We start from the raw sequence: 24,059 nt of genomic DNA, 5'->3' as shown, positions 1-24,059 counted from the left end.
TCACACCTTGGCCGCAGCCGCATCAAAATCGGTAGCTGCCTGGGCTTGTCCCATCAGCGCCTGGGGCAGATTCAATCCCAGCAACTCATTGAGCACGGGCAAGGCCCGCAAGGCACGCGACTCATCCCAGGGCGCGGCGTCGTCCGCAGCACCCACGGCAGGACCAGGTGCCGCAGCGCCCCCCACAGGAGTTCGCTTGACCTTGTCGCCCAGGCTTTGGCGCTCGTGATTGCTGAAGGTCGAGAAGCTGCGCCGCACCAGCGGCAGAATCTGGGCAAACTGCAGCTCGCCCAGACCGCTGAGCCAGGCATCGACAGCACCCCAGATGGACTCGTCATGCAGCAACACCAGCGCCTGCTGGTTCAGGAAACCGTCCAGCCAGGCCGCCACATCCATGGGCGCCGCGCCCAGCGAAAGATTGCGGTTGAACTGACGCACGATTTCAGCGCTTTCCAGCAACTGCTCGTCCAGCAGCAAACGACAGGCCATGCCGCGCAGCAGCGCCGCTGCGGCATCCCCCATGGCCAGGCTGCGCAGTGCCAAGCGCCAGGCATCCACCGCCTGCTGCGCCTCGCCGTTGCTGGTGCGCAGCCGCAGTGCCTCGTGCGCCGCCAGCACCTTGGTCTTCATGGCGGCCGCAGCCTCCTCATCCATGGCCATGCAGGCCACAGGCAGGCCGATGGCGGCGCGCAGCACCAGCGAATCGATCACGCCTGCCAAAAGGACGGTATCCGTCTGGCGCACGCTGCCATAGCGATAGACATTGGCCAGCGGCGGCAAGGCCTGCAGCAACTGGGCCACATCACCCGTGGTGGCTGCACGCTGGGCCAGTGTGGCAATCAGGGCCTCGACCAGCTGCGGCAAATCGGCCAGCAGCGCATCGTCGATGGCCTGCGCGATTTCGGGCAGCGAGGTCTCGGGCGTCAGGCTGGAGCGCAGCCTGGCCGTGGCGGCCTGGGCCACGGTCGCGCCGTGCACGCTGGCCTCGATGATGCGCACCGCCAGCTCGGGCTCCCACTGCAGTTGCCAGCTTTCGCGGAAGGTACCCCGGTTGCGCTGGGCATCGGTGGCGCGCACGCCCCAGTCAATGCCGAGCAGGCGCAGACGGTGCAGAAAATGGCTGCGTGCCAGATCCATGTCCTTGCGCAAATCCAGCGCCAGCAGCTTGCTTGCCGCCTCGGGCTTGAGACGCAGCGACTTCTGCTGCTGCTCGATATCGCGCTGCAGCGGCACCTGGGGTACATCGGCGGGCACCTGGCCCAGCACATGACCGACGGTCAGCTCCTCATCGATCAACCTGAGCGGCGCGTCCTCGCCCATGCAGATCACGGTGACTATGGCCTCGTTGATCTCCTCCAGGCTGGGCATGGGCTGGCCGCGCAGCGCCGCCAGGCCCTCGGCCAGACGCGTGGCCTCGATGATGTGGGCGCTGGAGCAGTCCAGATCCTTGTCGCGCAGCAGATGGGCCACGCGCGTCAGCCAGCCAGCTGTACGCAGTGTGGCCGGAGAAACCTCTTTTTTGATAGCTGATTGCGCTTTACCATCAATCGTTTGAGGCTGATTGGACTCCAAATTCGAGGACGACTGATAACACTGCCACAGATGCTGGTACCAGCCCGGAGAAGTCACACCCGCGCCATAGCCGCTGCTGCTGGCCAGGTTGCGATAAGTCCAGGGGGCCCAGGTCGCCATCACCTTGGCCTTGGGCAGGCCCTTGAGCAGGGCGCTGTCGGCCTTGGCCGTCACGCTGGCCTTGAGCGCCGGCACATGCCAGGCACCGCAGACCACGGCAATGCGCTGGTGACCGGCCTTGATCGCCTCGCGAATGCACTGGCGCATATGGGCCTCGCGCAGTGCTTCGCGCTTCATGTATTCCTCGCCGCGCCAATGTTCGCCGTCCTTGGACAGTTCTTCGCGAGCTGCCGTCATCACCTCGCCAATGCTTTCAAACAGTGCTTCGCTGTCGCCGCGCTCCTCGACCAGACGGTTCCACCAGCTCTCGCCATCGTCAAAGCCTGCGGCATGGGCCAGCCAGTCCAGCGGATCGCGGTGCAGGTGTTGAGGGGCCGGCGCCGGAAGGTCCAACTGCAACTCATGCTCGTCGCCATCCTGCATATCGGCCAGCGTCGCGGCCTTCGCGTCATCTGGCGCTTGTGCGCCATCCTGCTCCGAGTCCGAGACAGCCGCCGCCTGCACAGCATCCTCTGCCGCCTTCTTCAGCGCTTCGCGTCGTGCAAACTCGATGGCCATGCCATGGGTCTGCGGCAGGTCGATAAAACGCGTGGCAACACCCTGGCGACTGGCCCACTGCAATGCCTGCCATTCGGGTGAGAACTCGGCAAACGGATAAAACGCGGCCTGGCTGGGCTCGTCCTGCATATAGACCAGCATGGCCACGGGCGGGCGCAGCTCGGCATTTTGCAGCATGGGCAGCAGCGCCTCCCCCTCGGGCGGGCCTTCCACCAGCAGGCAATCGGGCTGCAAGGCCTCAAGCGCCTGCAGCAGACTGCGAGCGCAGCCCGGGCCGTGATGGCGTATGCCAAAGAAATGAACAGAATCAGCGGAAGTGGCCATGGGCTGGGTCAATCAGAAATTCTTGAGGAGCGACTGCATTTCAATGCGGTTGGCACAGCCCAGCGAATCGAAGATTCGCGCTTGAGACGAGGCGTCTTTGTCGAAGACAGTAGCAGCGCTACGGCGAGACAAAGCAACGAAGTATCAAGGGCTGTGGCAGCCGCTTGCCGAATTACAGTTGCTCGCGGCAGGCGCGGTACAGATCCTTCCAGTCGCTACGTTCCTTGACCACGGTTTCCAGATATTCCTTCCACACCACCGTGTCCTGCACCGGGTCCTTGATCACCGCACCCAGCAGGCCCGAGGCCACATCGGCCGCGCGCAGCACGCCATCGCCGAAATGGCCGGCCAGCGCCATGCCGCTGTTGATGACCGAGATGGCCTCCGCCGTGGACAGCGTGGAGCTGGGCGACTTCAGGCGCACGGTCTTGCCGTCCTCGGTCTGGCCGTGGCGCAGCTCGCGGAAGATCTGCACCACGCGGCGCACTTCCTGCAACGCAGGCGGCTCGGTTGGCAGCTGCAGCGCCCGCCCCTGCTCGGCCACGCGCTTGGTGACGATTTGCACCTCCTCGTCCTGCGAGGCGGGTACAGGCAGCACCACGGTGTTGAAGCGGCGCTTCAATGCGCTCGACAACTCGTTGACGCCCTTGTCGCGGTTATTGGCCGTGGCGATGACAGAGAATCCCTGAACGGCCTGGAACTCCATGGACAGTTCCGGCACGGGCAGCGTCTTTTCGGACAGCACGGTGATCAGCGTGTCCTGCACATCGGCGGGAATACGTGTGAGCTCCTCGATGCGCGCGATCTTGCCCAGCTTCATGGCGTTGACCAGCGGGCTGGGAATCAACGCTTTCTCGGACGGGCCGTGGGCCAGCAACTGTGCATAGTTCCAGCCATAGCGCAGTTGCTCCTCGCTGGTGCCGGCCGTGCCCTGGATCAGCATGGTCGAATCGCCGCTCACGGCCGCAGACAGATGCTCGGACACCCAGGACTTGGCCGTGCCGGGCACGCCGTACAGCAGCAAGGCACGGTCGGTGGCCAGCGTGGACACGGCAATCTCCATCAGGCGCGGATTGCCGATGTACTTGGGGCTGAGCTCAAACCCGTTGCTGAGCTTGCCACCCATCAGATACTGGAGCACGGCCCAGGGCGAGAGCTTCCAGTTGGGCGGGCGCGGACGGTCGTCCACCTTCTGCAGGGCATCGAGTTCTTCGGCAAATTGCGCCTCGGCGTGCTGACGTAGTACTTGGCTCATGATGACTTTCGGGTTGAATGCAGAAAAATTCGAAGGCTTAGGCGCGCAGCGCGGCATGCAGGGCCAGGCGCAGATCGGCGATACGGTTGAGTTGCTCGAGCACGCGCTCGTCATCCCAGGGGCGCAGGCGGGCGCGCTCCAGCCGCGCCTGTTGTTCGGGAGTCAGGCTGCTTTGCGCAGCAACGGTAGTGGCCTCTTCGGCCGCATCAGCCACCTTGGATACCAATTTTTGCCAGAGCCCGGCCAGCCCTGACGGGGCTGCTGCCTCGGGCTGCTGCTCTGGCACGGCAGGTTTCTCAGCCTGTGAAGGCTGACGCCAGAGCCGCACAAAGCGCGGCAGAACGGCCGGATGCAGCCGGCGCGCGCAGGCCAGCACGGCCTGATCGGCCTGCCAGCTATGCCAGCTGCCCGTGGCCTGCTTGCCGCCCAGCGCCTTGTCCAGAGCGTCCATCAGTTGCTCCGACATGGACTGAGAGAACACGCCAACCACGGGCATACTGCTCTCGATGGTGTTGATGCGGTCCACCAGGTTGCCCTTGGCCTGCTGCAACTGCGCCTGCCAGAGCGCCTCGCGCTCCTGCTGGCTCAGCCGGTCCAGCAGGGCCGGCAGCAGCGCTTCGGCCCGTGAATCGCGCTCCATGGTCTGCAGCAGCGCAATCCAGCGTACATCGGGCTGATCGCGCAGTGCCGCCAGCCAGCCCTGGCGCAGGGCGGTCTTCCAGTCGCTGCGGCGGCTCCAGTCCCAGAGCTGCTCGGGCGTCATCTCCAGGGTCTGCAGCCAGAAGTCAATCGGCGCGAGCTCCACCATCTGCTGCAGCCACCAGGCTTTCACACCCTTGATATAGGCCGGCGGCTGCAGCGCAATGCCGTCGCGCTCCCAGTCCTTGCTGCCCTCCTCGGGCGGCTCGATCTGCCATTCCCCCTTGGCATTGCGGCTCAGCATGGACTGCAGCCAGCCCAGGATGCGCAGGCTGTGCGCGCTTTGCGGCAGACGCGACAGCAGACGAGCCGCGTTCTCGCGCACCTCCTTGCTGCGATCGGTCAGCAGCTTTTCCAGCAGCGGCTCATCCGCCATCGACAGCCCTACACCCAGGGCCAGCACCATGGGCGCCCGCTCCTTGGCATTAAGTTCCTTCAAGCTGGCTTCCAGTCTGGCGCGGGCCTGGTCGGCATCGGTCTCACGTTCGCTGTGCAGCAGCGCCACGCGCTGCTCGATGGAGCCCTCCTGCCAGATCAGCTCGGCATTGGCCGTCTCCTGCACGCCGCTGGCATAGCTCCACTGCGGGTTGAGCCCGGCCAGCCAGCGTCCTCGCTCGCCCAGCACCGGCGTCAGCCAGGTACGCAGTTCCACCGAACGGCGGCCTTCGTTCAAAGCATCGACCAGGAGCGCATGAGGCAAGCGCTGTCCGGCCTGATCGAGTGCATCAAACATGGGAGCCAGCAAGCTCTCTGGCCCATGCTGCAGCACATCACGCATCAGGCCATGCAAGCGCTCATCCTCGGGCGCGCGGCGAGACTCGTCGGCAGGCAGTGCCGGGGGGCTCAAAGGTGCGCCGAGCCTGACCTGCGCACCGGGTTGCCAGCCCGCCCGCTCCAATACGGCGGCGACGGCGCTGGCTCTGAGCAGCTGTGCAGCCGTTGACGCAGCCGGCTGCAGCCAGGCGGCTTGCATGGCTTGCAAACCGGGGCTGGCTGCGGCATCGACCTGCGCGGTCAACACCGCAGGTACGGCCAGCCTGTCCGCGCCGACCAGACTTGACTGCTGCAGCGCAGCCCATAAATTGGCGCTGCTCATCGCATCTCTCCTTGGTTCTGCCAGATGGAGGACAAGTCCTGGCTGTGGGCACCCTGCTGCCAGGCGCTGAGCAAGCGCCAGCGCCCCAGTTGCGGCCCGGACTCCCACTCGCCGAACAGTGCCAGAGGCGTGCCGCCGCTCAGCGCCAGCAGCCGCCAGGCTTCGTCGTCGGCAATCACCGCAGGCACGGGCGCCGGCTGGCTCTGCCCTGTGGGCCAGCCCACCAGCCATTGCCCCTCGGCATACAACAGCTGGGCATTCGCACACCACAGCGGCTGCACCGGCTGCAGCGCATTGGCGGCAATGCGCTCGCCCAGTTGCTGCAACGGTTCGCCCAGAGCCTTGAGCGTCAGGGCTGCGGCATCGGAGCTGTCGAGTGCTTCAACCCCATTGACGGCAACCGCCCGCAGGCTCGCCCTGCCCGGATAAAAGCTCAAGGCTGTGCGGTAAGCGCCGCCGCTCACCCAGGCCGTCTCGAACCCGCGACCGCCCTGGGCATAGTCCAGCATCAGGGCCGAGCGGCCGGTATTGAGGCCCTGCAGCCAGACGCGACGCTCCAGCAGACGACCCTCGCGCTCAATCAGGCGCTGGCCCAGTACGCGCCAATCGTCGCTGATGGTCTCGCCACGGGCCTGTACTTCGGCCTTGTCCATGGGCCAGCCCAGGGCAGCCATGACGTCGGCCTTCACCTCGGGGCTCAGCGAGTCACGCCGCTGCACCGCGTCCACCAGCAGTTGCCAATGGCCAAGCTGCACCAGCAGGTCACGCGGCCAGGTTGGGTGGCTGTCCACCAACTCCCAGGCTTCCCTGATACGTGCGGCCATGCCCGTGGCCTGGGCATCCACCATGCGTGCCGCCATGGTGTTCCAGTGCTGGCGCGTCTGGCTGTCGCCGGCCTGATTGGCCAGGCCGGTGCGCACCATGTCCTGCATCCATAGCGACAGCTCCTGCATGCCGCCAGCAACCTTGTCCCAGCGCTTGTCCTCGCGCTTGGCCTGCTGTCTGGCCAGAGCCTCCTGATCCGCCACTGGCGCAGCGGCAATGGCGGCCGCCTTGGCCTCTTTCTGCTCGGCTTTTTGCTGACGCCCACCCAACCAGTTGCTGACCCATTCCGGGGGCTCGCCGCCCTCCGGCACCTGGCCGCCTGCGCGCAACAGCATCAGCGCCAGCCCGTGCTTGCAGGGGAACTTGCGGCTGGGGCAGGAGCACTTGAAGGCCGGCCCGCTCAGATCGACCTGAGTCTGATACGGCTTGCTGCCGCTGCCCTGGCATTCCCCCCAAACCGCAGCATCATTGCTGCCTGTGTTCGGCCATTTGCTCAGGGACTGCAGTCCCTTGGCCGCCTTGGATGACGCAGCATCCGGCGACAGCGCCAAAACTTCCGCTTCCGTTGCTAATACACGCGACACCAATGTCTCCCGTCCCGAATCGACGCAATATCTTGATAGTTCGAGGCGTTTACGCACCAAGGGCGAGTGCGAGACTACCCTCGGAAAACCTCGTCCGCACTTTGCTGAAACAGTGCTTTCAGCGCGGCAAAAACTGTGGTTTGACAGACCGCGCAAACCGTTGCGCGCAATGCGTCAGCCTATCATCGCCATGGCACTGTGCCGATGAAAACGTGCAAAAAATCAGAACATAGAGAAGCTGGGTGACATGCATCAACCGGCTTCCTCGTCAAGCTGCGGTACCGCTGTTCCCGGTGAACATTCAGCCCACCGACGCTGCTGCAGATGCAAGTACCGACTCCGCCGCAGCCAAGCCACGACATTCCCGCTACTTTTGCTTACCAATGGCTCGACCCGGCTTCGGTGCTCATGCCGCGCCAGCTGCCCGCAAGTGCACCTTGCTGCCTATCTGGCTGTCAAATTGCTACCGAGGGTCTGAATGCTCTGGGTCAAATCGACCAGCACACCTTCGACGCCATACACGCCCTGTGTCACAGCCTTGGAAGTCGGCTCTGGGTCGGAGAATTAGCCACGGACGATGCTTCGGCTGGCAAGCCCGCGGCCAACAACACAGAAGACTGCAAGAGATTCTGTCTGGCAGCTAACGAACAGCGTCGAAAGTTCTCCAGCAAGAGCTGTTCGCTGGCATCCCCCGCTGGAAGATCTGACTGGCGCCGGCCTGTCAGCACAAACAGCACATCAACACCTGCTGCGGCAACCGCAACAAGGTAATCGCTATCCGGCTTTCGTTCGTCTTTCTCGTAGAGCAGTTGCGCCTGCTTGCGCACACCGCCAAGTTGGCCAAACCCTTCCTGATTTAAGCCAAGGCGTTCTCGTTCCTCACGCAAACGCGCACCAATACCCATATGTGTAACTCAATATTGACAAATATACGCATTTGCGTACCATTGCCATACCAAAGCCAAGCTAGCGCCGCTTCACAGCACCGCACTAGAGGCAAAAAGCAGCAGCCCTTTGCACAGAGCTGCTGCACCTATTCACATCAATCGATAGATTTTGACATGAAGCAGCTACATCCTCACGCGCAGGCCCGCACATGACTTGAGAGCCAAGGCCTACGGTCGCCCAATGGACACGGAACAGTCCAGATAGCCGCTTCCCGATCAACAGCCGGTGCAGTGTCGGCAACGGATCTTGCCTGCTCTGACAGCAGGCACTCTACGAATGTGTTCTGTAGCGCTCGACAATTTCAGCCTTTGTCTGAGTCCGGCGTTTACGGACTTGATACTGTCAAAGCATCAGCTATCCATGCGCGACTGTCGCGGGCAAATCGGTGCAGCTGAAAGCATGCGCTATTCAACACCAACGCCAGGACCTGCAGATCAGGCCCGACTGGAGTTTTGAGTCATGAGCCAGGACATTTTCGATCAGCGTGCCGATGGCAAGGCTTTTACGGCAGCAGCTTCGTTGGTGCCGGCAACCGTGCCGCAAGCCCAGATTGCCTGCCACCAAGCGCAGTTGATCGGCTATGCGTTGAGCCACCATGTGCCGGACATGCGGCGAGGCTTCGATATCCTTACCAGCTATGGCCGCTGGCATATAGATGCGAAGCCAGCCGCGCAGATGGCCGAGTTGATGCGCCAGCATCTGATGCAGCAACTGGAGACGATCTAGACCTACGCTTCCGACAGGACGCGGAAAGCAGTTCATCCGATCCTTGAAATCGGCCTCCGGGAAGACCATGAACCATGAAAAAAGGCTCTGCAGAATGCAGAGCCTTTTGATTGCACTAGCAGTGCCAGGGAATCAACCCAGCCACTTGCGGGCGTTGCGCCAGACGCGCATCCAGGGGCTGAATTCAGACTTGTCGCCCGAGGTCCAGCTCATCTGCACATTGCGGAATACGCGCTCGGGGTGAGGCATCATCGCCGTGAAACGGCCATCGGCCGTCGTCACTGCTGTCAGGCCACCGGCCGAGCCGTTGGGGTTGAACGGGTACTGTTCGGTAGGCTGGCCGTGGTTGTCCACATAACGCATGGCCTTGACCACTTGCTCTGCATTGCCACGGAACTGGAAGTTGGCATAACCCTCGCCATGCGCCACGGCGATGGGCAGGCGGGAGCCGGCCATGCCTTGCAGGAACAGGCTGGGCGACTCCAGCACTTCGACCATGGACAGACGCGCTTCGAAGCGGTTGCTCTGATTCTGCGTGAAGCGCGGCCAGTCCTGCGCACCGGGGATGATATCGGCCAGCTCGGCAAACATCTGGCAGCCGTTGCACACGCCCAGACCGAAGGTGTCGCTGCGACCGAAGAAAGCCTGGAACTGCTCGGACAGACGGTCGTTGAAAGTGATGGAACGTGCCCAGCCAATGCCCGCACCCAGGGTGTCGCCGTAGCTGAAGCCGCCACAGGCCACCACACCGGCGAAGTCCTTGAGCTGCGCACGACCGGACTGCAGGTCGCTCATGTGCACGTCCACCGCATCAAAGCCGGCTTCGGTGAAGGCGTAGGCCATTTCCACATGGGAGTTCACGCCCTGCTCGCGCAGCACCGCAACGCGGGGCTTGGCAGCCACGTTGATGAAGGGCGCTGCCACGTTCTCCTGAGGGTCGAAGGTCAGATGCACATGCATGCCGGGGTCGGCAGGCTCGCCCGCCGCAGCATGCTCGCTGTCGGCGCAAACGGGGTTGTCGCGTTGCTGGGTGATCTTCCAGCTCACGGCATCCCAGACCTGGTGCAGATCGGACAGGCTTGCGCCGAACACCTTGTTCGCATCGCGCCACACCTGCAGCTCGCCCTTGCCGGCGTCCACAGGAGAAGCAGCAGGACGGGTCTTGCCGATGACATGGCTGCACTGGATCAGGCCATGTTCGCGCAGCACCTGCAGCACTTCGGCACGGTCCTCGGTCCTGATCTGCAGCACGGCGCCCAGCTCTTCGTTGAACAGCGCGCGCAAGGTCAGGTCTTCGCGACGGCCGGAGACCTGCTTGCCCCAGTTCTTGCCTTCGCCGCTATCCATGCGGCTGTCGGAGATGCCATCGCCTTCGGTGATCAGCATGTCCACATTCAAGGCCACGCCCACATGGCCGGCAAAGGCCATTTCGGCGGCCGTGGCCAGCAGGCCGCCGTCGCCCCTGTCGTGGTAGGCCAGGATCAGTCCCTTGGCGCGCAGTGCATTCACTGCATCCACCATGGCGATCAGATCCTTGGGGTCATTCAGATCCGGCACTTCGTTGCCCGACTGATTGAGCACCTGGCCGATGATGGAGCCGCCCATGCGCATCTTGCCGCGGCCCAGGTCGATCAGCACCAGGGTGCTGTCTTCCACCTCGGCGTCGAGCTGGGGCGTGAGCGTGGAGCGCACATCGTCGATGGCGGCAAAGCCGGTGATGATCAGGCTCACGGGCGAGGTGACCTTCTTGGTCTGGCCGTTCTCGCTCCACTGGGTGCGCATGGACAGGGAGTCCTTGCCCACGGGAATCGAGATGTTCAGCGCGGGGCACAGCTCCATGCCCACGGCCTTGACGGTGGCGTACAGCGCAGCGTCTTCACCGGCTTCGCCGCAGGCGGCCATCCAGTTGGCCGACATCTTCACCTTGGACAGTTCAATGGGGGCGGCCAGCATATTGGTGATGGCTTCGGCCACGGCCATGCGACCCGAGGCGGGAGCGTCGATGGCGGCCAGCGGTGTGCGCTCGCCCATGGCCATGGCTTCACCCTTGAAGCCCTTGTAGTCGGCCAGGGTCACGGCCACGTCGGCCACCGGCACCTGCCAGGGACCGACCATCTGGTCGCGATGGGTCAGGCCACCGACGGCGCGGTCGCCAATGGTGATCAGGAAGCGCTTGGAAGCCACCGTGGGGTGGGCCAGCACTTCGATCACGGCCTTTTCCAGCGGCACGCCGGTCAGGTCCATGGCGGGCAGCTCGCGCTCCACGCTGGTCACATCCTTGTGCACCTTGGGCGGCTTGCCCAGCAGCACGTTCATGGGCATGTCCACGGGGAACTTCTGGTCGCCGGACTCGACCGCCGTGTCCTCCAGCACCAGCTGGCGCTCTTCGGTGGCCGTGCCGATCACGGCAAACGGGCAGCGCTCGCGCTCGCAGAAGGCCGTGAACTGCTCCAGCGACTCCGGAGCAATGGCCAGCACGTAACGCTCCTGCGATTCGTTGGACCAGATTTCCTTGGGCGACAGGCCGGACTCTTCGAGCTTGACGGCTCGCAGGTCAAAGCGTGCACCGCGCCCGGCATCGTTGGTCAGCTCGGGGAAGGCATTGGAGATACCACCGGCACCCACGTCGTGGATGGCCAGAATGGGGTTGCCTGCGCCCTGCTGCCAGCAATGGTTGATGACTTCCTGCGCACGGCGCTCGATCTCGGGATTGCCGCGCTGCACCGAGTCGAAGTCCAGTTCCGCAGCATTGGTGCCCGAAGCCATGGAGCTTGCCGCACCGCCGCCCATGCCGATGCGCATGCCGGGACCGCCCAGTTGGATCAGCAGCGTGCCCGCCGGGAACTCGATCTTCTTGGTCAGCTCGGAATCGATCACGCCCAGGCCGCCGGCGATCATGATGGGCTTGTGGTAGCCGCGGGTGATGTCGCCGACCTGCTGCTCGTACTCGCGGAAATAGCCTGTCAGATTGGGGCGACCGAACTCGTTGTTGAACGCCGCGCCACCCAGAGGGCCTTCGATCATGATCTGCAGCGGGCTGGCGATGTGCTCGGGCTTGCCCACTTCGCTGCCCCAGAGCTTGGAGACGGTGAAGCCGGTCAGGCCGGCCTTGGGCTTGGAGCCACGGCCTGTTGCGCCTTCGTCACGGATTTCGCCGCCGTTGCCGGTCGAAGCGCCGGGGAAGGGCGAAATTGCCGTGGGGTGGTTATGTGTTTCCACCTTCATCAGCACATGGTTGGTAGCAGCCTGCTTCTGGTAGCTGGGGGCGCTGACTGCGTCTGCCTTGGCATCGAACTTGGCGACAAATCGCTCGACCTCATGGCCTTCCATGATGGAAGCGTTGTCGGCATAGGCCACCACGGTGTGCTGGGGCGAGCAGGCTTCGGTGTTGCGGATCATGCCGAACAGCGACTTTTCCTGCTCCACGCCGTCGATGGTGAACTTGGCGTTGAAGATCTTGTGGCGGCAGTGCTCGGAGTTGGCCTGCGCGAACATCATCAGTTCCACATCCGTGGGATTGCGCTTGAGATCGTTGAAGGCGTTGACCAGATACTCGATCTCGTCTTCGGCCAAGGCCAGGCCCCATTGCTTGTTCGCGGTTTCCAGCGCTGCGCGGCCACCGCCCAGCACATCCACAAACTCCATGGGTTGTGCCGCCAAGGTGGTGAACAGTTGCTCGGCTTCAGCACGTGTCGCAAACACGGACTCGGTCATGCGGTCGTGCAGCAAGGCGGCAATCTGAGCCGTCTGCTCTGTCGACAGCTCGGGCTTGCCGCCCAGCAGGCCCGCCTTCACGTCCACGCGATACTCGGTCATGCGTTCCACACGGAACACATTCAGGCCGCAGTTGCGGGCGATATCGGTGGCCTTGGATGCCCAGGGAGAGATGGTGCCCAGACGGGGGGTGACGATGAAGGCCAGGCCTTCAGCGCTGCCCGTGTAAGGGTCTCCATAAGTCAAGAGCGCCGAAAGGCGCTCTTGCAATGCGGGCGCAACTGCGCCCTCGGTGGCAACCAGGTGCACAAAGCGTGCAGATACGCCGGTGATCTTGGGGTGGATGGCGACCAGATCGGTCAGAAGCTGTTGGGCGCGGAACGAGCTCAGGGCGTTTCCACCCTCAAACTGTGTCAGATGCAATGTCACGTGGCGGCCTGTTTATGTGAAGGCTGTTGAAAAGCGTCCTGGCCAATCCCCTGCCTGAGAGGACCGGGCCAAAGCGCTGAATTCGGTGAGCCTCGGATTTTACCGTGCCTCGGGGTTAGTCCGAATGCTCACACCCACAAGCCCTGCATGTTCAAGCGCGCAATGGGATAATTGCGCCCATGAGCATCACACTGAAGACCCCCGAAGACATCGAGCGCATGCGCGTTGCAGGCCGCTTTGCTTCGGATGTGCTGGACTACATCACCCCCCACATCAAGCCCGGCATCACCACCCAGCAGATCGACGATCTGTGCGCCAAGCGCATGGCCGAGCAAGGTACCAAGACGGCCTGCCTGGGCTATCAGCCTCCGGGCATGACGCCCTACCCGGCCTACGTCTGCACCTCGGTCAACCATGTGGTGTGCCACGGCATCCCCAACGACAAGCCTTTGAAGAAGGGCGATATCGTCAATGTCGACGTGACCATCATCACCGAAGACGGCTGGTTCGGCGACAACAGCCGCATGTTCATCATTGGCGAAGGCACGATTGCGGCCAAGCGTCTGTCCAAGCTGACCTTCGAGGCCATGTGGAAGGGCATTGCCCAGGTCAAGCCCGGTGCCACGCTGGGCGATATCGGCCACGCCATCCAGACCTATGCGGAGAGCAACAACCTGTCCGTGGTGCGTGAATACTGCGGCCACGGCATCGGCAAGGTGTTCCACGACGAGCCACAGGTGCTGCACTACGGCCGCCCCGGCGAAGGCGTGGTGCTGGAAGAAGGCATGGTCTTCACCATCGAGCCCATGCTGAATCTGGGCAAGCGCGACATCAAGGCCATGCCTGACGGCTGGACCGTCGTCACCAAGGACCGCAGCCTGACTGCCCAGTGGGAGCTGATGCTGGCCGTCACCAAGACCGGCTATGACGTGCTGACCTGGTCCGAGGGCTCGCCCACCCCGCCCGACTTCATCACGGCCATCCGCACCTGAGCGCACTGCTGCCGCTGACCTGCATGCCGCACCGGCCAAAGCCGGATGCGGCATATTTTTTGCTTGTAGACCTTGTGCTGCAAGCGCCATGCGCTCATCTTTTTGCCATCACAGGCCTCAAGCCCAAGTCAGTTGGGTTAAGGTGACGCTCAAGCACTTGCCCTGTTGAAACGCTTTTTTCTACTGCGCATGACCTCCTCTGCCCACTCCTACGCCAACTCTGCCGACGTCTCCGACCTCTCCTCGCTACAGGGCCTGCGCGAGCAATACCGCGAGGCCAAGGCCCGGCAGATGGACTTGCTGCGCAACCCCACGCTGGGCAGACGCAGCGTGCGCGGAGTGCTGCACCATTTCAGTGAACTGGCCGACGGTCTTCTGCGCACCCTCTGGCAGCGCGCGCAGATGCCGCAAGGCGCGGCCCTGCTGGCCGTGGGAGGCTATGGACGCGCCCAGCTCTTTCCCTACTCGGACATCGATGTGCTGGTGCTGCTGCCCCAAAGCAGTGCACAGCCGGCTGCGGAACTGGCGGCCAGCATCGAGAAGTTCATCAGCAGTTGCTGGGATGTCGGCCTGGAAATCGGCTCCAGCGTGCGCAGCATTGCCGAATGCCTGCAGGAGGCTGCGCAGGACCTGACGGTACAGACCGCCATGCTGGAGTCACGCCGCATCACCGGCAGCAAGGCCTTGTTTGCCGACTTCGAGCAGCAGTTTCGCGCGCAACTTGATCCCAAGGCTTTTGTCGAAGGCAAGCTGCTGGAGATGCGCCAGCGCCACGCCAAATATGACTTCACGCCCTATTCGCTGGAGCCCAACTGCAAGGAATCGCCCGGCGGGCTGCGCGATCTGCACACCATGCTCTGGCTGGCCAAGGCCGCTGGCTTCGGCAACAGCTGGCATGAGCTGGCCGAGCAGGACCTGATCACCCATTTCGAGGTGCAGCAGCTCGAATCCAACGAATCCCTGCTCAGCCTGATCCGTGCCCGCCTGCATGCCGCTGCCGGCCGCCACGAGGACCGGCTGGTCTTCGACCTGCAGACCGCCGTGGCCGAAGCCTTCGGTTATCGCTCCACCACGCCGGAGGGCCGCAAGCTGGCCATGCGGGCCGGCGAGACCCTGATGCGCCACTATTACTGGGCCGCCAAGGCGGTGACCCAGCTGTGCCAGATCGTGCGCATGAGCATCGAAGAGCGCCTGAACCCCGGCTCGCACGAGCTGATTCAGCTCAATGATCGCTTCTGTGAGAAGGCCGGCACCATCGAGGTGGTCAGCGACGATCTGTACGAGCGCGATCCGCATGCCATTCTCGAAACCTTTCTCATGTATGAGCAGCATGAGGGGCTGACAGGTCTGTCGACACGCACGCTGCGTGCGCTGTATGCCAGCCGCGACGTGATGGACAGCGCCTTCCGTCGCGACCCGGTCAATCGCGCCACCTTCATGAAAATCCTGCAGCAGCCGCGCGGCATCACCCATGCCATCCGGCTGATGAATCAGACCTCGGTACTGGGCCGCTATCTCTGGCCCTTCCGCCGCATCGTGGGACAGATGCAGCACGATCTGTTCCACGTCTACACCGTGGACCAGCACATACTGATGGTGCTGCGCAATGTGCGGCGCTTCTTCATGGCCGAGCATGCTCATGAGTATCCGTTCTGCTCCCAGCTCGCCGCAGGCTGGGACAAGCCCTGGATTCTGTATCTGGCTGCCATCTTCCACGATATCGGCAAGGGCCGAGGCGGCGATCACTCCGTGATCGGCGCCGTCGAAGTCAAGCGTTTTTGCCGCGCCCACCAGATCGACAAGGCCGATGCGGAGCTGGTCGAGTTTCTGGTACGCGAGCACCTGACCATGAGCCAGGTGGCCCAGAAGCAGGACTTGTCCGACCCCGATGTGATTCGTGCCTTTGCCGAACGCGTTGGCAACGAGCGCAAGCTCACTGCCTTGTACCTGCTGACGGTGGCCGACATTCGCGGCACCAGCCCCAAGGTCTGGAGTGCCTGGAAAGGCAAGCTGCTGGAAGACACCTACCGCCTGACCCTGCGTGTGCTAGGTGGTCGCGCCCCGGATGCCGCCGCCGAAATCGAAGCCCGCAAGCGTGAGGCGCTGGTGCAACTGGCCCTGTCTGCTCAACCCTTTGAGTCCCACAAGAAGCTCTGGGAGACACTGGATGTGAGCTACTTCATGCGCCATGAAGCGGCCGACATCGCCTGGCATACCCGCCATCTCTCGCGCCATGTGGGCCTTGGCAAGCCCGTGGTGCGCGCCCGGCGGTCGCTGGCCGGCGAAGGCCTGCAAGTGCTGGTCTATGCACCCGACCAGCCCGATCTGTTTGCCCGCATCTGCAGCTACTTCGACCGGGCCGGATTTTCCATTCTCGATGCGCGCGTGCACACGGCCAACAACGATTACGCGCTGGACACCTTCCAGGTCGTCGCCCCCACCATGCAGGAGCAATACCGCGAGCTCATGCACATGGTGGAAAGCGATCTGACGCAGACACTGCTGCGGGGCGGCCCGCTGCCCACACCCTCGCAAAGACGGCTGTCGCGCCGCGTCAAAAGCTTTCCATTCGCCCCGCGCGTCATCCTGCGCCCCGATGAAAAAGCCCAGCACTGGCTGCTGTCCATCTCCGCGTCAGACCGCGCCGGGCTGCTCTACATCATTGCCCGCATTTTGGCCCAGCACCATATCAGCGTGCACCTGGCAAAGATCAGCACCCTGGGCGAGCGCGTGGAAGACAGCTTCCTCATCGAAGGCCCTGAGCTGCAGGACAACAACAGCCAGTTGCGCATGGAGACCGAGCTGCTCAAGGCCCTGGCCCAGCCCGGTTGAAGCAGGCCCGGCAATTCGTGCTTTAGTTTGATGATTCGCTGCCGATAAGCAGTCACCACTACTACGGAAAGCCCATGCAGCTCGCCTCCAATGAAGTTGCGGCATCGCCGCCCACCACACGCAGTGGCCTGTTTCATATGCCGTTGTTTCGCCCCGGCACCGAGGTCACTCAGAATGGCCGACGCGAAATCGTCAGCCATGTCATCTTGCGCAGACGCGAACTGATGGTCTACCTCCGAGGTCACGACGACCCGGTCAAACCTGATCGCCTGAGTCTTGCCCCCACGGTGTTCACCACCGAACGCCGGCCTGAACCACTGACCTGGTTTCTTTGATCCCTCGAAACAAGAAAGCCGCTGACGCTCATGGCATCAGCGGCTTTTTCCATGGAACCCGGCTATCAGCCCAGCTTGGCCTGTGCATTGGCCATGATCTGGCCCAGTTGCACCGGCGCCGCCGGTTGCCACTGCGGATTGAACTGCAGGCCTGCAGCCTGAGGAAACAGCATGACCACCGTGGAGCCAAGCTGAAAGCGGCCCATCTCCTCGCCTCTAGCCAGCGTCACCGCTTCGGCACCTTCGTAATTCCAGGTCTTGATATGGCCTGGACGCGGAGGATTGATCAGGCCGTGCCACACCGTTGCCATGCTGCCCACTATCGTCGCTCCCACCAGCACCAGCACGAAGGGCCCATGATCGGTATCGAACACGCAGACCACGCGCTCGTTGCGCGCAAACAAGCCGGGTACGCCACGTGCGGTAACCGGGTTCACCGAGAACAGATCCCCTGGCACATAGGTCATGCTGCGCAGCTTGCCGGCACAGGGCATATGAATGCGGTGATAGTCGCGCGGGCTCAGATAGATCGTGGCAAAGCTGCCGTTATCGAACTGACGGGCCAGAGCCGCATCCCCTCCCACCAGCGCAGTCGCACTGTATTGATGCCCCTTGGCTTGAAAGATCTGCTCGCCTTCTATCCTGCCGAACTGACTGATCGCACCATCTACCGGGCAAATCCAGTCCGCCTGCGCCAGAGGGCGAACACCGTCCTTGAGCGCACGAGTGAAAAAGGCATTGAAGGTCTTGTAGGCTGCGGGGTCGGGATTGGCTGCCTCGGCCATGTTCACCTGGTAGCGCAGGATAAAGCGACGAATGACTGCCGTCGTCAATCCGCCGGCCTCGGCTTGCGCCAGTTTTCCCATCAGCGCGGTCAGCGCCTGCTTGGGCAAGAAATATTGGGAAAGTACGGCGAGTCGATCAGACACGATGGAATTTTGCTATCAAAGTTATAGAGCTGTCGAACAGGATTCTAGCCAAGACCACGGCAGCGGCGGCTGTCTTTGGGGGCTACAGGCGTTTTACCCCATCCAGGCCACCGCCCAGGCGCGACATCTCAATGATGCAAGCGTCATGACAAAGACCCATGTCCCCGTCTCATCGCTGCGACGCTTTACCCCTTTATAAGGGCATAAGCGAAGGCGAGACGCTACAATTCCAATGTTTAGCTGAATGCTGTTTCACAGCACGGCTTGATTGGATATCGGCCTTTTGTTCGGTCTGCGCAAACAGCGCAGCGCCCTTGCCACATTGAGGCCTGAGCAGTTGTTCTGCTCAGGCCTTTTCCGTGGTGATGACGAGCAAGCGCCGCAACTGACCTTTTCTAAGAGATTGAACAAATGGCCAAGGAAGAACTGATTGAAATGCAAGGTTCCGTGACGGAAGTCCTGCCTGACTCGCGTTTTCGCGTCACGCTGGACAACGGTCACCAACTGATTGCCTACACCGGCGGCAAAATGCGCAAGCACCACATCCGCATTCTGGCTGGCGACAAGGTGTCGCTGGAAATGTCGCCCTATGATCTGACCAAGGGCCGTATTACCTTCCGCCACCTGGCCAACCGTGGCCCGGCCCCCACGACACCTCGTTCAAAATAAATAGCGCCTCATCATCAAAAATTCGCCACTTTCAAAAGATGCGCAATTTTTTGTAGTTAGAATAGAGGCTTCGGAGCGTAGCGCAGCCTGGTAGCGCATCTGCTTTGGGAGCAGAGGGTCGCGAGTTCGAATCCCGCCGCTCCGACCAAATGACAAGGGGTTAGATCGAAAGATCTAACCCCTTTTGTCTGTCTAGGCTTCTCGACCTTGCCGGCTTATACGCGCCATCATATCTATTTGCGGCTTGGCAGACTAAGAACCGCCTTAACCCCCCTTGAGGCCGGCACGAAGCATCGATGCTTTGCGCCCTCATGGCAAGAAGGCTGACGCCTCCCTCCTCATTCGAGCTTGCACTCCTTCGGCCCAAAGTGACACATGCAAGAGCTCTCCGTGAGCGATGAAGCAGCCCGCATCATCCGCGCGACATGCCACCCGGGCGCGGCCTTGGCTGGCTCAAGGGAATAAGAAAAGCCGTCGAGACAGAACCTGGGCCGCAGCAACCAGCTTTCGGCAGGCAGAAGACAAAAGAAAAAGCCCCGGCTGCTACGGCCAGGGCTTTGGAATTGGCGCCAGGGGTTAAGCCATCTTTCAGTGCTACAACCTGAACCTAGCGATGCGTATCTTGCTCTCGAAATATGACAGACAGATGGCAAAAAGCCCTGACCGTTTCCGGCCAGGGCTTTATTGGTTGCGAGGGCCGGATTTGAACCAACGACCTTCGGGTTATGAGCCCGACGAGCTACCAGACTGCTCCACCTCGCGATATTCCGCGCCGGGGGCCGACCACCATTCCTAGGCGCCTGCATGATTTCCCCGACGCTTGTATTATAGCACATATGTATAAATTTACAGCATGAATAGATATTCAGTAATGAATCCCCTCGGGAAGCAGCACAAAAGTCAGTTGGCCAACCTAGCGGACTTTGCTCGTTAGAGCTCGTGCAGCTTACTTTTTGGCCGTCTCTTAAATCGCTTCTTTCAGATCACCTATCTTCTTCTGAGCGGTGCCTTCAACCTGCGTTGCGATCCCCTGGCTTCTTGCTCAGGACTGTCTATGTGTTCACCAAGCCTTTCCTGAATCCTGCCTGCCACATCCTTCAACGTGCCCTTGACTTGATCAGTATTCATGACGCCCTCCTTATGAACAAAGCCGCGAAATGCGGCTTGAGTCAAAGTTAAGCGCTAGTGAGGCCTACGGCCGTGGGACCTGCCAGGGCATCCATGTGATGCAAACCCTTGCGCGCCATCAATTGCTCACAACGGCAAACGCAAAACAAAGGCGCCCGCTGATCATGCTTGAAACTATGGTCACGCCGCTGGCTACCCCAGGCAGCCTGGGCATACGCCTCAGTATTGCGATGAATGGCCGCTATCGGACATTCCTTATCAAGATACGTCAGCAGCATCCGAAATATCGACCAGAGGGAACGCAAACCGTGGATTCGACATCATGCCAGCCCTGACCAGACGCCAGCGCACAGAGTTCAAGTGCTCCTTCTCCAGGACATAGGCTGCAAACAGCACGTGATGGAGCTTCATGGACGCGGCTTGCAGCACAAGCTAAGCCTGTCCAGCGCCCAGTCCGGAATTGAAGGCAATGTCTCATCTTCCTGCCGCAGAGGCTGGTACCGCTCCTCGGCACTGACACCTCGCAGCCTCTTCCAACCGCCCTGAACCCAGCGCCCGCATCTATCCGGCAACTCTTGGTGCCATTCAGTTTCATGTCTCCAGGCATCGATCCTCTCTTTTTATAGTCCTGAGAATTACACGGTTATTTGCAAACGATTCTCAATTGCGTTTATGATTCATCCCATGGTGCAGCGAGTCGCTGTACCGCCTCTTCATCGTGGGGCGCTGACAAGCAGGGGCTTGCAGCGTTTTAGCTAGCCAGCGGCCCTCTCCTATTAGCCAAGCCTTTTTTCCACGATCGAGCCAATCAAGTCGTCAGCCACAGCAGCACGGCCAAATACCGTTGCGCAGCCACAAGCCTGTGTCCCGGCTGGAGCACCGGCCAGAGCTTCTCGACTGCGCCATCACGCACCGCATATGGCCGGCAGAGTCCTGCACCAGATTGACGGCAAGCATCCTGCAAAACCCGGCCATCGCCGCTACTGATCCACCGCCCTGCGTTGCGGCAACGATCCCGAAGAGGATGAAAACCCATGGCTAAACCACTTGGCACCATCGCGCTTGCTGCCCGCCCCTCCGCTGCCGCGATACCCTGAGCCACTGGCCCGGCTTGGGCGGATGCCCCCTTCCGCAACTTCATTCCTCTCTGGCAGTGCAATCCGAATCGCTGCACGCACTGCCTTTTCCTGCCCGTGCAAACAGCCTAGCGACTGGACAACAAGACCGTGCAATGCATGTTTGAGAATTCGCGAGCACACCTCACAACTTACATTCCTGTCAACGAACTGACACAGTCAAGCATTAAAAAGGGACTCATCAGCTTCCATCCCCCCTGCAAGGAGTAGCCATGACCTACCTGTACGCCGCCTATCCCGAACTCAAAGCGACGAATCAAGAGATCATGACGCCAATGCCTGACCCCCACTCTCCCGAAGAGGTTCTGCGGATACTGTCCCAGACCCCACCCGAAGGCGAGTACAGCGCCGACGCCTTCTAAACGGTCTCCAGATAAACCAAGCCACCCGAAGGTGGCTTTTTTGTTTGCGTTTCAAGTCTAGCGCCGACCGTTCCCACGCCCGCCGTGGTGCTTATGCCCACCTCCATGACCACCTGACCGATGGCCATGATGCTTGTGGCCGTGCGGATGCCCGTAGTACCCATCATGGTGACGGTGCCCATAACCATGCCCGTGATGCGCATAGCAGCCAGACAAGAACAGCGCAAATGCAGAGACTCCAAGTAACTTTTTCATAGCAATAAGTCTAGGTTATTCAATCGCTTGCGGGTATTCGATGTGTAAGCAAGTGAAGCTCCTGCCATGCCTAGCCAGCCTTGAACTGGCTGTTGTTTCTGTAGCCTCATGTGGCCTCGAATTTAGTGAACCCCAACAGCCCCTCTTTCCAGGACCAGGATGGCTGCGATACGAGCCAGGAATGAGGCTCAAGCGTCAGAAGTGCCTTGTCACCAGGTCCGATACCGCGCCCCTTGCGCGTCTCGGGTATCACGCCCTGGAAGCAGGAGGACAAAAAGCATGCCCAAGAGCGGCGTTGCCGGATAGTCCAAAGGACAGCTGGAGCAAAAGGCTGATTGCAGATGAAAGCCCTTTGTGACGGCTATTGCAATTCCAGAAATCGAGAAGATGACCGCCTGGAACCGAAACCGGCTCGCGTCATGTTCGAGCCAGCTGATATGACCAACGCATTCATCTGCCGGGTAGCCAGACGCAAGAAAGTTAACTCATCAGATAGAGAGCCCCATAGAGTTTCGACCTCTCCATACAACAAAAAGCAAAAGGCGAGAGGCATGCCCGGCCAAATTGCAATCTCCAAATATTTTTAAAATTCGACTGTCTGTAAACAGGGTTTACTCCTGTTTTTCCCTATCATCATTACGTCAAAAATAGAACGAAGATTCATTCTATTTTTACGATGCAAAAAGAAACTTGGACATTCTTTCCAAATTCCAGCTCCCGTCATATTCAAACGCTTGGTGTGGCTCTGAGGCTTTTTGTAAGAAATGGCTTCTTTAACACTTCAATCCAAGAGTTATGCACCGAGGCCGAAGTTTCTATCGGATATTTCTACAACCACTTCACTGATAAAGAAGGCATTGCCAGGGAGCTTTATCGACACCTGCTCTCCCGCATGAATGCGCTGCTGGATGAAATTGAAGTGCAGCACGCAAGCAGCCGTGAACGCTGTGAAGCCGTACTGCGCATGCTGTTCGCCTTGGCTGAAGCCGAGCCTGATGCAATGGGTTTTGTGGTCAACGCACGCCACCGCGAGTTTCTGCCAGAGGAGCAAGCGATCTGTTCCGCTTCCGCATTTGTCCGTATGCGCGGCTTTGTGTTCTCCGGCATGAAAGACGGCGAGATTCGCTCAATGGAACCCATGGTTGCCGCCAGTTTGATGTATGGCAGTGCCATCCGCATTATCTGCCTGCACCTTGACGGATTGGTGGACACACCGCTCGAACAACTCTTTGACTCCTTGTGGGAAGGAGTATGGCGCTCACTTCGGCCCGATTGAGTTTGGTTTCACGAACCGACACCTATCAGGTGCCGGCCATTTTCCGACTGAATGTTAAAAGGAGTAGCAGGATGGCGCATCACATATTGATCATTGGCGGCGGCATTGGCGGAACCATGACAGCCAATCATCTGGTCATCAAGTTATATCCGGAATTGCTAAGCGGCAAGGTGCGCATCACCATGCTCTCCAATTCTCCTTGGCACTATTACAAGCCAGCCTTTATGTATGTGGCTTTCAATGCATTCTTCCGGGATGAACTGAGACGTAAACAGCGCGGGCTGCTGAGGCCTGAAATCGACTTTCAAGTCGAGGAAGTAGAGAGCTTTGATTTTTCGGCTCAATCAGTCCAATGCAAAAGCGGAAAAAGCTTTAACTACGACCATCTTGTGATATCCACGGGCTGCGTTCCTTCCCCAGAGCGCATTGCCGGCTTGGCCGAGGGCGGCGACCATTTCTACCAGCATGGGCCTGCCCGCAAATTGGCCGACAAGCTGACTCGTATCGAGAAGGGTCGAATATTCATCACCGTGACCTTCCCCAAGACCCCGAACGTCCCCCACCAGTGCGGCATCGCACCGATCGAGACAACTCTGATGCTCGACGATCTGTTGCGCCGCCGCGGAGTGAGAGACAAGGTGGAGATCATCTATACCTACCCCACGGTATCGCAATTGCTGCGCAACTGCCTGTTCCTTCAGAGGGATACCTGCGAGATCCTCCCCACGGTGTTCGAGCAACGCGGTATACGTTATCAGCGCGGGTTCACGTTGTCGCACGTGGACCCCGACGCAAAGATCGCCTATTCGGAAGAGGGCGAATCAGAAGACTTCGACATTCTCATGGCCACACCCCCCATTCGCGCAGTACAGGCCGTACGCGATAGCGGTATGTCCCAGGCACAGGATGGCGAAGGTTGGCTCCCCACTGACCACGAGACGATGCAAATGCTGGGCACCTCGAATGTCTACGTGCTCGGCGACACCGTGGATCTTCCTGTCAGCAAGGCCGGTGGCTCCTGCCACAGCCAGTCACCTGTTGTCGTCAACAACATCGCATCGCAAATCCGCTTCGACCGTACTTGCGATGCATACGACGGCCGAGTTGTGGCCATCGCGCAGATGGGACTCGATGACGGAATGCCTCTTTGGTATGACTACAAAGTAGATGTCAAGCCAACGCCTCCCACCAAGATCGGCGGAATGATGCGCAAGGGCTTCAATCGAGGCCTGTACTGGGCGGTAGCACGCGCCCTGGTCTAAGCCAGCTTCATGGATGTACACAAGGAGATTCGA

The 24,059-nt window shown here is 60.9% G+C and carries 16 protein-coding genes, 2 tRNA genes and 1 pseudogene; 9 read left to right on the top strand and 10 right to left on the bottom strand.

All coding sequences use genetic code 11. The features are described from left to right. The 5 genes from JAO85_RS00570 to JAO85_RS00550 form a co-directional block, all read right to left on the bottom strand. Positions 1 to 2,574: a DUF5682 family protein gene (locus JAO85_RS00570; protein ID WP_039048495.1), complete on the bottom strand. Its 2,574-nt coding sequence runs from the start codon at positions 2,572 to 2,574 to the stop codon at positions 1 to 3. Between the two features lie 172 nt (positions 2,575 to 2,746). Then, positions 2,747 to 3,829, bottom strand: a complete 1,083-nt coding sequence (locus JAO85_RS00565) for an AAA family ATPase (RefSeq protein WP_012837834.1) — start codon at positions 3,827 to 3,829, stop codon at positions 2,747 to 2,749. A gap of 37 nt (positions 3,830 to 3,866) precedes the next feature. Then, the gene (locus tag JAO85_RS00560) at positions 3,867 to 5,624 is read right to left on the bottom strand and encodes a DUF5691 domain-containing protein (protein ID WP_039048433.1); all 1,758 of its coding nucleotides are present in this window, start codon (positions 5,622 to 5,624) and stop codon (positions 3,867 to 3,869) included. After that, the gene (locus tag JAO85_RS00555) at positions 5,621 to 7,000 is read right to left on the bottom strand and encodes an SWIM zinc finger family protein (protein ID WP_202787494.1); all 1,380 of its coding nucleotides are present in this window, start codon (positions 6,998 to 7,000) and stop codon (positions 5,621 to 5,623) included. The genes JAO85_RS00560 and JAO85_RS00555 overlap by 4 nt, the downstream gene beginning before the upstream one ends. 563 nt (positions 7,001 to 7,563) lie before the next feature. Then, the gene (locus tag JAO85_RS00550) at positions 7,564 to 7,938 is read right to left on the bottom strand and encodes a helix-turn-helix domain-containing protein (protein WP_003069723.1); all 375 of its coding nucleotides are present in this window, start codon (positions 7,936 to 7,938) and stop codon (positions 7,564 to 7,566) included. A gap of 502 nt (positions 7,939 to 8,440) precedes the next feature. Between JAO85_RS00550 and JAO85_RS00545 the strand changes: the two genes are divergently transcribed. Then, positions 8,441 to 8,707, top strand: coding sequence for a hypothetical protein (locus JAO85_RS00545; protein WP_039048432.1), 267 nt, complete (start codon positions 8,441 to 8,443; stop codon positions 8,705 to 8,707). A gap of 132 nt (positions 8,708 to 8,839) precedes the next feature. Here JAO85_RS00545 and purL read toward each other — a convergent pair whose 3' ends face one another. Next, on the bottom strand, positions 8,840 to 12,850 hold the full coding sequence (gene purL / locus JAO85_RS00540) for a phosphoribosylformylglycinamidine synthase (protein WP_039048431.1): 4,011 nt from the start codon (positions 12,848 to 12,850) through the stop codon (positions 8,840 to 8,842). 179 nt (positions 12,851 to 13,029) lie between these two features. On the opposite strand from purL, the gene map reads away from it, so the two are divergent. The 3 genes from map (at position 13,030) to JAO85_RS00525 (ending at position 17,009) form a co-directional block, all read left to right on the top strand. Continuing rightward, a complete protein-coding gene (map, locus tag JAO85_RS00535) occupies positions 13,030 to 13,842 on the top strand; it encodes a type I methionyl aminopeptidase (RefSeq protein WP_039048430.1) in 813 nt (270 codons plus the stop codon). A gap of 189 nt (positions 13,843 to 14,031) precedes the next feature. Beyond that, positions 14,032 to 16,674 (top strand): [protein-PII] uridylyltransferase, encoded by a 2,643-nt coding sequence (locus JAO85_RS00530; protein ID WP_052263660.1) that lies wholly within the window; start codon positions 14,032 to 14,034, stop codon positions 16,672 to 16,674. A 74-nt stretch (positions 16,675 to 16,748) separates the two neighbouring features. Continuing rightward, entirely contained in the window at positions 16,749 to 17,009 is a 261-nt protein-coding gene (locus JAO85_RS00525; RefSeq protein WP_003056528.1) for a hypothetical protein, read from the top strand. A gap of 65 nt (positions 17,010 to 17,074) precedes the next feature. Here JAO85_RS00525 and asd read toward each other — a convergent pair whose 3' ends face one another. Beyond that, complete coding sequence (gene asd / locus JAO85_RS00520; protein WP_202787225.1) at positions 17,075 to 17,938, bottom strand: archaetidylserine decarboxylase; 864 nt, start codon at positions 17,936 to 17,938, stop codon at positions 17,075 to 17,077. 411 nt (positions 17,939 to 18,349) lie between these two features. On the opposite strand from asd, the gene infA reads away from it, so the two are divergent. After that, positions 18,350 to 18,607, top strand: coding sequence for a translation initiation factor IF-1 (gene infA, locus JAO85_RS00515; protein WP_003056533.1), 258 nt, complete (start codon positions 18,350 to 18,352; stop codon positions 18,605 to 18,607). Positions 18,608 to 18,678: 71 nt separating this feature from the next. Then, positions 18,679 to 18,755, top strand: a tRNA-Pro gene (locus tag JAO85_RS00510). A gap of 537 nt (positions 18,756 to 19,292) precedes the next feature. Here the strand turns inward: JAO85_RS00510 and JAO85_RS00505 are convergent. Both JAO85_RS00505 and JAO85_RS25580 read right to left on the bottom strand, forming a co-directional pair. Then, positions 19,293 to 19,369, bottom strand: a tRNA-Met gene (locus JAO85_RS00505). 202 nt (positions 19,370 to 19,571) lie between these two features. Then, positions 19,572 to 19,735: pseudogene (locus tag JAO85_RS25580) on the bottom strand (CsbD family protein). Positions 19,736 to 21,083: 1,348 nt separating this feature from the next. Between JAO85_RS25580 and JAO85_RS00500 the strand changes: the two are divergent. Beyond that, positions 21,084 to 21,233: a hypothetical protein gene (locus tag JAO85_RS00500; protein ID WP_003066434.1), complete on the top strand. Its 150-nt coding sequence runs from the start codon at positions 21,084 to 21,086 to the stop codon at positions 21,231 to 21,233. On the opposite strand, the gene JAO85_RS00495 is transcribed toward JAO85_RS00500, so the two are convergent. Next, positions 21,230 to 21,415, bottom strand: coding sequence for a hypothetical protein (locus JAO85_RS00495; protein ID WP_202787224.1), 186 nt, complete (start codon positions 21,413 to 21,415; stop codon positions 21,230 to 21,232). The genes JAO85_RS00500 and JAO85_RS00495 overlap by 4 nt on opposite strands. A 749-nt stretch (positions 21,416 to 22,164) precedes the next feature. On the opposite strand from JAO85_RS00495, the gene JAO85_RS00490 reads away from it, so the two are divergent. Continuing rightward, positions 22,165 to 22,764, top strand: a complete 600-nt coding sequence (locus JAO85_RS00490) for a TetR/AcrR family transcriptional regulator (RefSeq protein WP_202787223.1) — start codon at positions 22,165 to 22,167, stop codon at positions 22,762 to 22,764. A gap of 71 nt (positions 22,765 to 22,835) precedes the next feature. Further along, positions 22,836 to 24,026 (top strand): FAD/NAD(P)-binding oxidoreductase, encoded by a 1,191-nt coding sequence (locus JAO85_RS00485; protein ID WP_202787493.1) that lies wholly within the window; start codon positions 22,836 to 22,838, stop codon positions 24,024 to 24,026. Positions 24,027 to 24,059: the final 33 nt, after the last annotated feature.

Origin of the sequence: Comamonas sp. NyZ500, assembly GCF_016772095.1 — a bacterium.
GTDB lineage: Bacteria > Pseudomonadota > Gammaproteobacteria > Burkholderiales > Burkholderiaceae_C > Comamonas > Comamonas thiooxydans.
This window is presented reverse-complemented; position numbering and strand designations above follow the sequence as displayed.